Raw genomic sequence first — 12692 nt, forward strand, 5'->3', positions numbered from 1 at the left:
GCGGCTCCGGAAAGAGAGTAGAAGGTGAGTTCGCGGCCACCTTAGAGTTCGAGATCGATCGCGACTCGCGGTAGATCGGAAGGACGTCGACGATGACAACCGACGAAACTCTCCCGGCGGGCCTGACCGTCTCCGGCCGGCCGATGTCGACCCCGCTGCGGGACGTGCGCGCCGTATCCCGGCAACTGGTCGGGCATTTCGTCGATCACGTCATTCCGTGCCGGACCCTGCCGGGTGACATCATCTCCGGCGACGTCACCGCCGTCACCCGGGTCTGCCTGGAGTTCGCGGTCAGCATGCTCGACGGACGCGACATCCCGGCCAAGACCGGCCGGGTCGCCGAGGCCGCCGCCGGTTGGGCCCGCGAGGGCGTGCCCATCGACACCGTCCTGCACTCGATCCACGAGGGGTTCCGCATCGGCCTGGACCGGGTGATCGCCAGCGCCACCGAACGCGACTACGACCAGCTCGTCGCCGGCGCGAAACTCGTGGTGAGCCTGCTGGACACGATCAGCGCGACCGTGGCGCGCGCCTACGTGCGCGAGCATCGGGCGGTGGTCGGCGAGCACCATACGGCGGTGCACACCCTCACCTCCGCGCTGCTGGGCGGCCATTCGACCTCGACCATGGCCCGCGAATGCGGTCTCGAGATCGCCGAGGCGTATCACGTGCTGGCGCTGGCGGTTCCGAAGCATCCGGACGAGGCGCATCCGCGGCTGGACGGCGCCGTGGTGGCGCGGCGCAAGCTGCGGCGGCTGCAGGCCGAACTGGCGACCCGCTGCGGCGAGACGGCGCTCGCGCTGCTGAGCGTGGACGGCGGCACCATCCTGATACCGACCACGACCCTCGACGACGGCGAGCTGGACGCGCTGATCGCCCGGCTCGCCGAGGCGGCGCGGGTGCCGGTGACCGCGGCGCTGGTGGTGGCCGCGCCGCGCGAGCTCCCGGCGGCCGCCGACCGCGCGCACGAACTACTGGATATGGTGCAGCGGCTCGATTGCGTTGCGGGGCTTTATCGTTTCACCGATATGGCGCTGGAATACCAGCTCACTCGCCCCGGGCCCGGCCGGGAAACGCTGGGCGCGCTGCTGGATCCGCTCGACGCCCATCCCGAACTGCTGCACACCCTGCAATGCCATATCAGCAATAATCTGAATCGTCAGCGCACCGCGCGCATCATGCACATTCACACGAATACGGTGGATTACCGACTCAAACGCATCGGCCAGCTCACCGGATTGGATCCCACGCTGACCGCGGATCTGTGGCAATTGCGTTCGGCGCTCATCGCCCGGACTTTCGCCGAGCACCACTGAAACGGCCGGTCCGGCCTCACCGCCGGGCCGGGGGAGCGAAGCTCACCTCCGCGCTCGCGTAGCCGAAGATCCTGCGCCCCTGGGAGGTCGCCTCGAGCGCGACGGTCGCGGTGCGGCGGCGTTCGTCGCGCGCCACCACCCGCCCGGTGAAGTCGATCTCGGCGTCCGCGCGGCGCGGCACCGCCAGATAGTGCACGTGGTTGGCGAATTCGGCCCGATACTTCACCACCGCCGCGGGATCCCGCGTCCACGAGGTGACGTACCCGGCGGCCAGCGCCAGCACCAGCATGCCGGGCGCGACCAGCGTCGGGCCGTCCCCGTCGATCGCGGGGTCGAGGACGCCGTCCGGTCGCGGATCACCCACGGCGCGTGCGTAATCGGTGAGATCACGCGCCTTCAGTGTGGCCCCGGCGGTGGGCAGTTCGGTGCCGACCGCCAGCCGTTCGAACGCGATGCGCGTGCGCGGCAGGCGGCTGTGGCGCACGCCCGTGCTCAGCATCGGTTCCGGGCCGGCGGGCCCCCCTTCCCGCTCGGCGGCGTCGTCCCGCTCGAGGGTGCGGGCCAGCAGCGCGGTCGAACTGGTCTGGACGGTCTGCCCACGCTGATCGGTGAGCACGGCGGTGACGGTGATGACGTCGAAAGTCCGGAACTGCCGGAACGATTCGAAGTAGACGTCGCAGGTCAGCACGTCGCCGGCCAGCAGCGGACGGCCGATGTCGAGGGTCTGGTCGACGTGCACGATCCGATCCAGCCGATACCCGGTGATCAGTTTGTCGAGGATCTCGCGCCGCGCCTGCTGGCAGACCACCGCCGCGAAGGTGGGCGGGGCCAGCACCGCGTCGAACCCGAGCCGCGCCGCCGCCGCTTCGTGCCAGTGCGCCGGATGAAACGCCTGGACGGCTCGCGCGAACTCGCGAATGCGGGTGCGCTCCACCGGGAACGGCTCCGCGCACCGATAGTGGCGGCCGATCAGGGCCCGCGCCTGCTCGGCCCCGGGGGTGCGAGTGTGGTTCATGATCGTTCCTTTCCGGCTGCCGGAGTATCGATAATTCGCCGCGGGAAAGTGGTTCGGGGGCAGTGGCGCCGATATGTGGATTTCTCACTGACATGGCATCGGAGTGGTTGTGACAACTCCTTCGCGGGGCGGCTTGTAGCGCCTCACCGAATATCGGGCCGGAAATTCGTGAGCTGGTCCAAGGTTTCGCGGCACACCTTCTGGCGGTTCGTCGCCAGGGCCTACCTTGAGCGCGGTTTCGACGCCGGAAACGCACGGCGGCAAGGGAACCCGACACGAGGTCGCTGCAAGGAAGGCATGACATGAGACGAACTACGCGCCGCACGCCGGTCAGGACCGCGGTCCTGATGGGGGTTTCGCTGCTGGCGGCCGGATTCTGCGGTGCGGGCGCGCAGGCGGACCCGGCCGCACCCGGCGCGCAGCCGACCGAACAGGGTTTGGCGGACTACATCGCGGCGGGCGTCCCGGGCGCCACGCCGGTGGTGGATTCCGGCAGCGCGTGCACCTCCGGCAGCGGCGCCGGCTCGGGCAACGGCTCCGGAAACTGTTTCGGCGGTTCGGGTTCGAGTTCGGGGTCGGCGGGCGGCTACGCCTCCGACACCAAGGGCTACGGCCCGGTCATGACCTCGTGGGTGGCGGCCTTCGGCTACGGCCTGCTCAATCCGGACGCGACCCCGCCGGGCGCCAACGACTGGAACTGCAAACCCAGCGCCGCGCATCCGCGCCCGGTGATCCTGGTGCACGGCACCTGGATGAACGCCTACAACGGTTTCGCCTATATGGGCCAGCCCATCAAGGACGCCGGGTTCTGCACCTTCACCCTCAACTACGGTCGCGCCAACCTGGTCGAGGGCGGGGGACTGGGGTCGGTGCTGCCGGGCACCATGGGCACCGGCTACATCCAGGATTCGGCGAAACAGCTGTCGGCGTTCGTGGATCGCGTGCTGGCGGCCACCGGCGCAGCCCAGGTCGATGTGGTCGCGCACTCGCAGGGCGGGGCGCTGTCGAACTGGTACACCAAGTTCGAGGGCGGCGCGGCCAAGGTGCACGATCTGATCACCCTCGGCGCGACCAACCACGGCACCTCGCTCGACGGCATCGGCGCATTGGGGCGGGCCATCAACAATCTCGGCATCGACGTGCTGGGGCTGGTCGAGATCTTCGTCGGGCACGCCGGTATCCAGCAGACCATCGGCTCGGATTTCGTCAACCAGCTCAATGCCGGCGGCGACACCGTGCCGGGCATCGACTACACCATCGTGGGCACCCGCTACGACGAGGTCACCAACCCCTACGACCTCACGTTCCTGAAAGCCGGTCCGGGCGCGCACGTTTCGAACATCACCCTGCAGGACGGCTGCGAGCAGGATGTCTCCGACCACCTGACCATGATGTATTCGCCGCGGGCGCTGTCGATCGTGCTGCGGGCGCTCGACCCCGCCCCGCACCCGAACCTGGACTGCACCTTCAATCCGTGGCTGCTGGGCGGCGGCGGTTCGCTCTGAGCCGAGCGGACTAGCGGTGCGAGGCGCGCGAATCCGTGCGGCCCAGAACGGCTTCCGCGTCGAGCCAGGCGCTGATCATGCGCGCGGTCATGGCGATCGCCTCCTGCCGCTCCTGGCTTCCGACCTCGAGGGCGGTGGCGCGCAGCACGCCGGCGAATCCGGTGTTGATCAGCACGAAGGTCATGGTGTCGTAGCGGCGATCGTCGCCGGGGCCGAGGATCTGGATCAGCAGCACCTTGACCAGCAGCCGCAGCCGCGGCTCGAATTCGGGCAGGCCGCTGCTGTAGAACTGCACGCCCGCCACCAGCGCCCGCACCAGCTTGGCGTTCTCGACCAGCTCGACGGTGAACACCTCCAGCAGTTCGACGATGATCTGCTCGTTCGGTGTGGGCGGATGCGGTCCCGGTTGCCGCGACAGGCCCGAAACCCATTGGGTGAAGCGGCGTTCGATGTTCTCGAGCAGCCGGCGCAGCAACTCCTCGACGATGACGCCGCGATCGGAGAAGTACCGGTACAGCGTGCCGATGCTCACCTCCGCCTCGGCGGCGATCCGGTTGGTCGAGGTCTCGGCGATACCGCGCTCGCCGAACAGGCGGGCCGCGGTGTCGAGAATGTGTTCGCGCGTCGCCTTGGAACGCTCCTGGGTGGGGCGGCGGCGGTTGCCGGCGGCCTTCGGCGGCATCGCTGCCTCCCTGCTGCGGTGAAAGATGAGCGATCCTCAGTTTATCCCGCCGGGATCGTGCCGGTCCGGTATTTTGTTGGGCCACAAGGTCGGAGGTTCGAATGACCCAGGGTGTGCCCCGGGGCCGGATCGCGCGCGGCGGGCGGATGGGCCGGCTGGCGGCGGGACAGGCCGCGCGCGGGCTGGGAACGCGGCTGTCGATGGTCGGGCGCACCGAGGAGGCCCGGCGGGTGCTCGCGCGACGGTCCTCGCTGCAGGCCGCGCAGCAGCTGGTCACCGTGCTCGGCAGCATGAAGGGCGCGGCCATGAAGCTCGGTCAGCTGCTGTCGGTGCTGGAGCTCGACCTGGTGCCGGAATCGCATCGAGAACTGTTCCGCGACAAGCTCGCCGAACTGCGCGACCGGGCGCCCGCGGTGCCGTTCGCCGCGATGCGCCGGGTGATCGAGGACGACCTCGGGCCGCTGGCACGGGTTTTCGCCGACTTCGACGAGACACCGATCGCGGCGGCCTCGATCGGGCAGGTGTACCGGGCGCGGCTGCGCGACGGGCGCGCGGTCGCGGTGAAGGTGAAGTACCCCGGCGTGGACGCGGCGGTCGAGTCGGACCTGCGCAATCTGCGGATGCTGAGCGGGCTGCTGAAATCGGTGCTGCCCAGCGCCGCGGACGCCGCCGTGCTCGACGAGATCGCCCGCAATATCGGCGGCGAACTCGACTATGCGCGGGAGGCGCGCACCCAGCATCGGGTCGCCGCGCGCTACCGCGGCCATCCGTTCGTCGTGGTGCCCGACAGCATCGAACAGTATTGCGGCCACCACGTTCTGGTCACCGAGTTCCTCGACGGGCAGGGTTTCGACGGGATGCGGGCGCTGCCGGACGCCGAGCGCGACCGCATCGGCGAGATCGTCTACCGCTTCTACGTGAGTTCGCTGTTCACCGACTACGAGTTCTGCGGCGATCCGCATCCGGGCAATATGCTGCTCGCGGCGAGCGGGCGGGTGGGCTTCGTGGATTTCGGGCTCTACAACCGAATGGACGCCGTCCATGTGGAATTCGAGCGCGACGCGTTGCGAGCCGCCTGTGAAGGCCGGGCGGATGCCCTGTACGACCGCTGGGTCGGGCGCGGCATCATCGATCCGGACGCGGGCGTCACGCCGGAGGAATGCCTCGACTACGTGTGGGCCGCCGCGGGCTGGCATCTGCTGGACGAGGAGATCGCCGTGACGCCGGAACTGGCCACCGGCGCGGTCATTTTGGCCATCGACCCGCGCGCCGCCGAATTCCGGGGCATGCGCCGGCAACTGCTGCCGCCCGAGCACGTCTTCTCCCGCCGCGCGGATCTGTTCACCTTCGCGGCGCTGGGGCAACTGCGGACCACCAACAATTGGCATCGGATCGCGCGCGAATGGCTCTACGGCGAACCCCCGGCCACCGACATCGGTCTCGCCATCCGGCGGTGGCAGTCGACGCGCGACCGGTAAGCTGAGCCCGGATCTTCTTCTCCGAGCTTCCGGCTTTCCTCGTGTTTCAGCTTTCCCGGTGTGTTCAGCGAGCCACAGGAGGAACGAAACTTATGGTCACCACTCGTATTCAGCGGCGCGCGATCGCGTTCGCCACGGCCGTCGCCGCGTGCACGGCGGCGGTGTCACTGGCCGCGGCGCCCGCGCTGGCGGAGAATTCGCTCAGCGTCGAGTCCGCCACCTCGTCCGCGGTCGCAATCCAGTACACCTGTGAAGCCTCGGCGGGCGTCGCCGGGATCGAGGCCATGGTCGGCGACCCGAACGCGGAAGCCCCGGCCGCCACCGGCGTCCAAACCTCCGTCACCTGCGACGGCTCCCAGCACACCGCGACCATCGCACTCACCGCCGCCGCCGGCCAGCCCGCACTGACCTCCGGCGCGACCGTGCAAGCGCGGGTGGCGCTGGTCGACCGCAGCGAAACCGTCGTGTCCGGGACGGCCAAACTCCTCACCCTCGACTGAGCGGTCAGTCCTCGGGCGGGAGTTGATCCAGGGCCCAGCGGGCCCATTCGCGGTTGGCGGCGGTGAGGCGTTCGCCGTATTCGAGGGCGATGCGGCCGAAGCGGGACAGGTCGGTGTCGTCCCAGGCCACCTGGTGTTCGAGTTCCACGAGTTCCTCGTGCACCTGGCTCGAACGTGCTTGCAGCCCTTCGAGATAGGCGCGGGCCTCGGCGCGGGGCAGGACGCCGAGGAAGAAGATGCGCAGGACGGCCTCGTTGCGGACCTGGGTCTTGGGTGTGGTGGTGGTCAGCCAGGTGCGCAGGGCGTCCAGGCCGGCGGGGGTGAGGGTGTATTCCTTGCGGCCGCGCGGGCCCTCGTCGGTGACCTCGATGAGTCCGGTGTCGGCGAGTTTGGTGAGCTCGGTGTAGATCTGGCTCTGGGTGGCGGGCCAGACCGTGGCCAGCGAGTGCTTGACGGTGCGCAGCAGGTCGTAGCCGCTGGCGGGACCTTCGGACAGCAGACCGAGCAATGCGTACCGGAGACTCATGCGCGTCACTCTACATTCCAGTATTGACATGTCGTGAGTGGAGGCTCAGGCTGGGACATGTCGGAACTGGAACATCCGCGTGGCTTCCACAGTGAGGACCCGATCATGACCGCCCCCCATCTCACCGGCAATTACGCACCCGTGTCCGAGGAGCTCACCGAGTACGAATTGCCTTGCACCGGAAGCATTCCCGGCGAGCTCACCGGTTGGTACCTGCGCAATGGCCCCAATCCGCACGCCGCGGCCTCCAAGCATTGGTTCCTCGGGGACGGCATGGTGCACGGCGTCCGGCTCGAGGGCGGCCGCGCGGTCTCCTACCGCAATCGGTGGGTGCGCACCAGCACCTTCACCGACGGTGCGCGCGGCATCGACGCGCAAGGCCGCCGCGATTTCACCGCCGGCGTCGCCAACACCCATGTCGTCCGCCACGCCGGGCGCACGCTGGCCCTGGTGGAATCCTCGTTCCCGTACGAATTGACCTGCGATCTGGACACCGTGGGCCCGCACGACTTCGACGGCAAGCTCACCACCGCCATGACCGCGCACCCCAAGACCTGCCCGGTCACCGGCGAACTGCACTTCTTCGGCTACGACTTCCGCGAGCCCTACCTCACCTACCATCGCGCCGGCGCCGACGGCACCCTCGAGCTCAGCCGGCCCATCGACGTCCCCGCGGCCACCATGCACCATGATTTCGCGCTCACCGCGAAGCACGTCGTATTCCTGGATCTGCCGGTGCTTTTCGATCTGCCGTCCGCGATCGCGGGCACCGGCATGCCGTTCAAGTGGAGCGACGACTACCGGGCGCGGCTGGGTGTGCTGCGTCGCGACGATCCGCACGGCGCGGTCCGCTGGTTCGACATCGAGCCCTGCTATATCTTCCACACCCTCAACGCCCACGACGAGCCGGATCGGATCGTGCTGTACGCCTTCCGGTATCGCAGCATGTGGCGCGCGGACTCGCAGAGCTTCGACGAGCCCGCGACGCTGTGGCGCTGGACCCTGGATCTCGCCACCGGCGGCGTGCGCGAGGAGCAGATCGACGACCGCGCGGCCGAATTCCCGCGCATCGACGATCGTCTCGCGGGCCTGGATTCCCGCTTCGGCCACGCCACCGTCGCGGGCGACGGGCACGGCGCGCTGCTGCGCTACGACCTGCACACCGGCGGCCGCACCGCCCACGAGTTCGCCGACGGCCGCATTCCCGCCGAAGCCGCCTTCGCGCCGGCTGACGAAACCCCCGGCGGTGACGGCTATCTCATGACCTACGTCTACGACCCCGGCGCCGACCGCAGCGATCTGGTCATCCTGGATGCCACCGATCTCGCGGCCGCCCCCGTCGCCACCATCCACCTGCCTCGCCGCGTCCCCTACGGCTTCCACGGCAACTGGCTGCCCGACCACTGATCTGCGCGGTTTTAGGTTGGCGGGCAACGGGTTTCGGTGATCAACTGGTGCGGATGCGCAGGCCGGGATTCTCGGAGAGGACGGTGTCGACGGGCTGCGCGGTGATCATGTCGCCGGGAGCGCAGTGCCGGTCCTTGGTGGTGCCGCCGCTGAGCAGCCCGAGCGCCTTGGTGCCGCTGATCACCGATCCGCCGCTGTCGCCGGGGACACTGCAGGTGATCACCGTGAAGAACCCCTCGACCCGGACGGTGCGGTCGTTGTAGGGCAGGCCGCCCTCGTTGAACGTCTTGCCCACCATATCGACCGAGCCGCAGGTGAATCCGGTGATCGAGCCGGACTTGCAGGCCGGCATGCCGGTGACGGGCACGGCGACCCCGTCGAGCGCGATGGTCCGGCCGGTGGCGGCCAGCGCCAGCGACACCGCCGATCCACCGCCGGGCGGCGTGGCGGGGGCGGGCTGCTGGTCCGGGTCGCCGGCGATCAGATTGTTGCGGAAGCGCGCGCCCTGATCGGCGTCGATGCGCAGGATCGAGTAGTCGCGCGGCCCGAACGCGGAGGCGGCGAAGTAGCCCAGTTCCGCTCCGATGTCGGTCTCGCTGTATTCGTAGATCTTGTGCGGCTCCGCGGTTTTCGCGGCGGGATCGACCAGATTGTTCGGGTCGCAGTGACCGGCGGTGAGCGCGAGGTCGTGTCCCTCGGCATCGGTGGCATTGAAGCCCAGCGAGCATTTGGCGAAGTGGGTCGCGTCGAAGGCGATGCGGAAGGGCTGACCGCCCACATACGGTTCGCCGGGTCCGGCGATGGTCACCGGAATCTCCGGATCGTCGATGCCCGGACCGGTCTGCGGCTGATCCACCACGATCAGATCGACCGCGCCCAGTTCGGCGGGCACCCGCGCGGTGCCGGTCGTGTAGAACACGACCGTATTGCGGCCGATGTCGACTCCGTCGCCGACGAACGCGTGCGCGGACTCGCGCGGCTGGGTGTCGATCCAGCGGCGGATCTTGTCGCGTCGCTGCTGCAGCGCCGCCACGCTCGTCGCGACGCGCACCACCTCGAAACCGGCCTGGCTCGCGGCGGTCGCGGCGGCGTCGTATCCCGTGCCCGCGCTGAGCGACACCAGGGCGCGCGCACCGTCCATGCGCACCCCGGCGAACACCATCGGATAGGCGGCCCGCGCCAGCTTCTCGAAGTCGGCCAGGCGTTGCGCGGTCTCGGCGCGTCGCAGGTATTCCGGCATATCGATGTGCAGATCGCGCTGTACCGCCGTCGCCAGATCGGCGGGCGGCGCACCCGAATCGCCGGGTGCGGCAGCCGAAATCGGCATCACCGCGGTGAGCAGGGCGGTGCAGCACGCGAGCAGCGGAACAACTGTGGCCCGACCCAATCGCTTCTCCCAGCCTGAGATGACCGATGGACACCGATTCCGAACAGGTGTTGTGCCGAAGTCGCATCGTATGCCACGGCGCCACGCCGGAAGCGGATGAAACGGACCCGGGCATGTCGTGGGGTCAGCGGATCACCGTCCCCGCCGGGGCCGCGAGCAGGGGGAGTTCGGCGCGGGTGGGCGCGCCTTCCCAATCGCCGATCGACGCGACGGCGAACGCGCCTGTCGTGGTGGCGCGATCGAGCCGGGCGGGCAGGTCCAGGCCGTCGAGCAACGCGGAGAGGTACCCGGCGACGAACGCATCTCCGGCCCCGACCGGATCGGCCACGCGTACCGGACGGGCGGGTTGATGCAGCTCGTCGGAGCCGGTGTGCACGCGGGCGCCCGCCTCGCCCAGCTTGACCACCACCTCGCGAACACCCTTGTCCAGCAAAGCTTTCACCTGCTCGGCGGGGTCGGGTCCGACGGACAGCGGAACCACCAACGGCAACTCATCGTGGGAGGCGACGAGAATATCGACCTCCGGGATCCACGCGCCCAACACCTCCGCGGCCGTCGTCGGATCCCATAGGCGGGAGCGGTAATTCACATCCAGGCACACCGGCACGCCCGCCTCCCGCGCGAGCCGCAGCGCGCATTCGGCGGCACGCCGGGCGGCGGGGCCGAGGGCCGGGGTGATCCCGGTCAGATGCAGCAGACGCGGCGTGGACGCGAACGCCTGCTCGATCGTGCTGGGGGACAGGCGGGATCCGGCGGAGCCGTCGCGATAGTAGTGCACCCGGGTGAGATCCGGCAGCCGCGGCTCGAACAGCAGCAGCCCCGTCGGGGCCTCCGGATCGACTGCGGCGCAGGTGACGTCGACGCCTTCGGCCCGCAGCGTGCGCAGCACCAGCTGCCCGGCCTCGTCGTCGCCGACCGCACCCGCCCAGCGCACCGCATGACCCAGCCGCGCCAAGCCGATGGCCACATTGCTTTCGGCCCCCGCGATCGAAACAGCCATGCTGCCACCGAGTTTCAGCGGGCCGCTCCCGCGCAGGGCCAGCATGGTCTCACCGAAGGTCAGCACGTCGGTCATCCCAGGGCCTCCTGGAACCGCGCGGCCCGCGCACGCAAGCCGTTCAGGTCCCCGCCGTCGGCGGCATCGCCGAGCACCGGCGAGCCCACCCCGACCGCGGTGGCGCCCAGGCGCAAATACTGCGTGGCCGCTTCGGCAGTGACACCGCCGACCGGGACCATCGGCAGGTCCGGGAACGGACCGCGCAGCGCCCGGAAGTAGTCCGGGCCGCCCAGGGAGGCGGGAAACAGTTTGACCGCGGTCACCCCGAGTGCCGCCGCGGCCGTCACCTCGGTGGGCGTGAACGCACCGGCCAGCACCGGCAGCCCCAGCCGCACCGATTCCGCCACCCCCGCACCCAGACCCGGCGTCACCACGAAGTTCGCCCCCGCCTCGACGGCGCGCTGCGCGTCCTCGGCGGTGAGCACCGTGCCCGCGCCCAGCCAGGCGTCCGGGCCGAGTTCGCGGCGGGCCGCGCGGATCACGTCGAGCGCGCCGACGCCGCTCAGCGAAACCTCCACCAGCGGAAGGCCTTCGGCCACCAGCGTGGTCACGGTGCGCAACGACGCGTCGGCGTCCTTGCCGCGCACGATGACCACCAGGCGTTCGCGGCGCAGGTCCTCGAGAAAATTCATCGCACCCTCTTCCATGGGGTTCACCATTCGGCGAACGACCCGTCGTCGTGACGCCACACCGGATTTCGCCAGGCGTGGCCGGTGGCGTCGGCCTTGCGGACGGCGGTCTCGTCGATCTCCACCCCGAGTCCGGGCCGGTCGGTGCGCAGCAGGTGGCCGTCGTGGAAGCGGAACGGCTCGGTATCGGCCACATAGTCCAGCACCTCCCCGCCTCGGTTGTAGTGAATGCCGATGGACTGCTCCTGGATCAGCAGATTCGGGGTGGCGAATCCGACCTGCAGGCTCGCCGCCAAGGCCACCGGACCCAGCGGGCAGTGCGGCGCGAGCTGCGCCCCGTAGATCTCCGCGAGCGCCGCGATGCGCCGCAGCTCCGAGATCCCGCCCGCATGCGAGATATCCGGCTGCACGATCGCCACCCCGGCCCGCAACGGCCCGAGAAACTCCCGCCGCGAGAACAGCCGTTCACCCAGTGCGAGCGGCACATTCGAGGCGTTGACCAGATCCGCCAGCACCTCGGTGTGCTCGGGCAGCACCGGTTCTTCCACGAACAACGGCGCGTACTCGGCCAGCAGCGGCAGCAGCCGGCGTGCGTTGGCGGGGGAGACCCGGCCGTGGAAGTCGAGCCCGAAATCCCTTTCGTCCCCGAGGGTTTCGCGTGCCGCCGCCGCCCGCTCCAGCACGCCGCGAATCTCGGCCCGGGTCGCGACCGGTGACATCCGCCCGCACCCGTTCATCTTGACGGCGGTGAATCCGGCGTCGAGCTGCGCGCCGATCGCCTCCCGGATCGCGCTGGGCTCGTCCCCGCCCACCCAGGCGTAGGCCCGAATCCGTTCGCGCACCGGCCCGCCCAGCAACTGGTAGACCGGGACGCCCAGCTGTTTGCCCTTGATGTCCCACAACGCCTGATCGAGCCCCGCGACCGCACTCGACAGCACCGGTCCGCCCCGATAGAAGCCGCCCTTGGTCATGACCTGCCAGTGGTCCTCGATGCGCGAAGCGTCCGCGCCGAGCAGATATTCGGCCAGAACGTGGACCGCCGCCCGCACCGGTTCGGCGCGGCCCTCCACCACCGGTTCGCCCCAGCCGACGACACCATCCTCGGTCTCCACCCGGACGAACATCCAGCGCGGCGGTGCCAGAAAGGTCTCGATGCGGGTGATTCTCATGCGCGGTCCTCGGGGTCGGAT

At 69.6% G+C, this 12692-nt stretch carries 12 protein-coding genes; 5 read left to right on the forward strand and 7 right to left on the reverse strand.

What is annotated here, in order from left to right; translation table 11 throughout:
• The first annotated feature begins 92 nt into the window (after positions 1–92).
• Positions 93–1316: a PucR family transcriptional regulator gene (locus D7D52_RS27690; protein ID WP_120740989.1), complete on the forward strand. Its 1224-nt coding sequence runs from the start codon at positions 93–95 to the stop codon at positions 1314–1316.
• Positions 1317–1332: 16 nt separating this feature from the next.
• On the opposite strand, the gene D7D52_RS27695 is transcribed toward D7D52_RS27690, so the two are convergent.
• Positions 1333–2331, reverse strand: a complete 999-nt coding sequence (locus D7D52_RS27695) for an FAS1-like dehydratase domain-containing protein (RefSeq protein WP_120740991.1) — start codon at positions 2329–2331, stop codon at positions 1333–1335.
• Positions 2332–2633: 302 nt separating this feature from the next.
• Here D7D52_RS27695 and D7D52_RS27700 point away from each other — a divergent pair, with 302 nt between their 5' ends.
• The gene (locus tag D7D52_RS27700; RefSeq protein ID WP_120740993.1) at positions 2634–3836 is read left to right on the forward strand and encodes an esterase/lipase family protein; all 1203 of its coding nucleotides are present in this window, start codon (positions 2634–2636) and stop codon (positions 3834–3836) included.
• Between the two features lie 10 nt (positions 3837–3846).
• On the opposite strand, the gene D7D52_RS27705 is transcribed toward D7D52_RS27700, so the two are convergent.
• On the reverse strand, positions 3847–4518 hold the full coding sequence (locus tag D7D52_RS27705; RefSeq protein WP_120740995.1) for a TetR/AcrR family transcriptional regulator: 672 nt from the start codon (positions 4516–4518) through the stop codon (positions 3847–3849).
• Positions 4519–4619: 101 nt separating this feature from the next.
• On the opposite strand from D7D52_RS27705, the gene D7D52_RS27710 reads away from it, so the two are divergent.
• Both D7D52_RS27710 and D7D52_RS27715 read left to right on the forward strand, forming a co-directional pair.
• Positions 4620–5996 (forward strand): ABC1 kinase family protein, encoded by a 1377-nt coding sequence (locus D7D52_RS27710; RefSeq protein WP_120740997.1) that lies wholly within the window; start codon positions 4620–4622, stop codon positions 5994–5996.
• 92 nt (positions 5997–6088) lie between these two features.
• Entirely contained in the window at positions 6089–6496 is a 408-nt protein-coding gene (locus tag D7D52_RS27715; RefSeq protein ID WP_120740999.1) for a hypothetical protein, read from the forward strand.
• A 4-nt stretch (positions 6497–6500) separates the two neighbouring features.
• Here D7D52_RS27715 and D7D52_RS27720 read toward each other — a convergent pair whose 3' ends face one another.
• Positions 6501–7022, reverse strand: a complete 522-nt coding sequence (locus D7D52_RS27720; protein WP_120741001.1) for a PadR family transcriptional regulator — start codon at positions 7020–7022, stop codon at positions 6501–6503.
• Positions 7023–7127: 105 nt separating this feature from the next.
• Between D7D52_RS27720 and D7D52_RS27725 the strand changes: the two genes are divergently transcribed.
• Positions 7128–8429 (forward strand): carotenoid oxygenase family protein, encoded by a 1302-nt coding sequence (locus D7D52_RS27725; RefSeq protein WP_120744518.1) that lies wholly within the window; start codon positions 7128–7130, stop codon positions 8427–8429.
• A 40-nt stretch (positions 8430–8469) separates the two neighbouring features.
• Here the strand turns inward: D7D52_RS27725 and D7D52_RS27730 are convergent, their stop codons facing one another.
• From D7D52_RS27730 to dgoD, 4 genes are all read right to left on the reverse strand, one after another.
• The gene (locus tag D7D52_RS27730) at positions 8470–9816 is read right to left on the reverse strand and encodes a S1 family peptidase (RefSeq protein WP_120741003.1); all 1347 of its coding nucleotides are present in this window, start codon (positions 9814–9816) and stop codon (positions 8470–8472) included.
• 124 nt (positions 9817–9940) lie between these two features.
• Positions 9941–10891, reverse strand: a complete 951-nt coding sequence (locus tag D7D52_RS27735) for a sugar kinase (RefSeq protein ID WP_120741005.1) — start codon at positions 10889–10891, stop codon at positions 9941–9943.
• Positions 10888–11505, reverse strand: coding sequence for a bifunctional 4-hydroxy-2-oxoglutarate aldolase/2-dehydro-3-deoxy-phosphogluconate aldolase (locus D7D52_RS27740; protein WP_120744519.1), 618 nt, complete (start codon positions 11503–11505; stop codon positions 10888–10890). Before D7D52_RS27740 ends, D7D52_RS27735 begins: the two co-directional genes overlap by 4 nt.
• Before the next feature lie 20 nt (positions 11506–11525).
• Positions 11526–12671, reverse strand: coding sequence for a galactonate dehydratase (gene dgoD, locus D7D52_RS27745; RefSeq protein WP_120741008.1), 1146 nt, complete (start codon positions 12669–12671; stop codon positions 11526–11528).
• Positions 12672–12692 lie beyond the last annotated feature (21 nt).

It is taken from the genome of Nocardia yunnanensis, assembly GCF_003626895.1.
GTDB classification, from domain to species: Bacteria; Actinomycetota; Actinomycetes; order Mycobacteriales; family Mycobacteriaceae; genus Nocardia; species Nocardia yunnanensis.

What these genes read in the sequence shown, in the direction of transcription:
- D7D52_RS27700 (WP_120740993.1), top strand. Translation starts at nt 2,634, where the DNA reads ATGAGACGAACTACGCGCCGCACGCCGGTCAGGACCGCGGTCCTGATG.
- D7D52_RS27735 (WP_120741005.1), bottom strand. Translation starts at nt 10,891, where the DNA reads ATGACCGACGTGCTGACCTTCGGTGAGACCATGCTGGCCCTGCGCGGG.
- D7D52_RS27720 (WP_120741001.1), bottom strand. Translation starts at nt 7,022, where the DNA reads ATGAGTCTCCGGTACGCATTGCTCGGTCTGCTGTCCGAAGGTCCCGCC.
- D7D52_RS27690 (WP_120740989.1), top strand. Translation starts at nt 93, where the DNA reads ATGACAACCGACGAAACTCTCCCGGCGGGCCTGACCGTCTCCGGCCGG.
- D7D52_RS27740 (WP_120744519.1), bottom strand. Translation starts at nt 11,505, where the DNA reads ATGAATTTTCTCGAGGACCTGCGCCGCGAACGCCTGGTGGTCATCGTG.
- D7D52_RS27715 (WP_120740999.1), top strand. Translation starts at nt 6,089, where the DNA reads ATGGTCACCACTCGTATTCAGCGGCGCGCGATCGCGTTCGCCACGGCC.
- D7D52_RS27710 (WP_120740997.1), top strand. Translation starts at nt 4,620, where the DNA reads ATGACCCAGGGTGTGCCCCGGGGCCGGATCGCGCGCGGCGGGCGGATG.
- dgoD (WP_120741008.1), bottom strand. Translation starts at nt 12,671, where the DNA reads ATGAGAATCACCCGCATCGAGACCTTTCTGGCACCGCCGCGCTGGATG.
- D7D52_RS27725 (WP_120744518.1), top strand. Translation starts at nt 7,128, where the DNA reads ATGACCGCCCCCCATCTCACCGGCAATTACGCACCCGTGTCCGAGGAG.
- D7D52_RS27705 (WP_120740995.1), bottom strand. Translation starts at nt 4,518, where the DNA reads ATGCCGCCGAAGGCCGCCGGCAACCGCCGCCGCCCCACCCAGGAGCGT.
- D7D52_RS27695 (WP_120740991.1), bottom strand. Translation starts at nt 2,331, where the DNA reads ATGAACCACACTCGCACCCCCGGGGCCGAGCAGGCGCGGGCCCTGATC.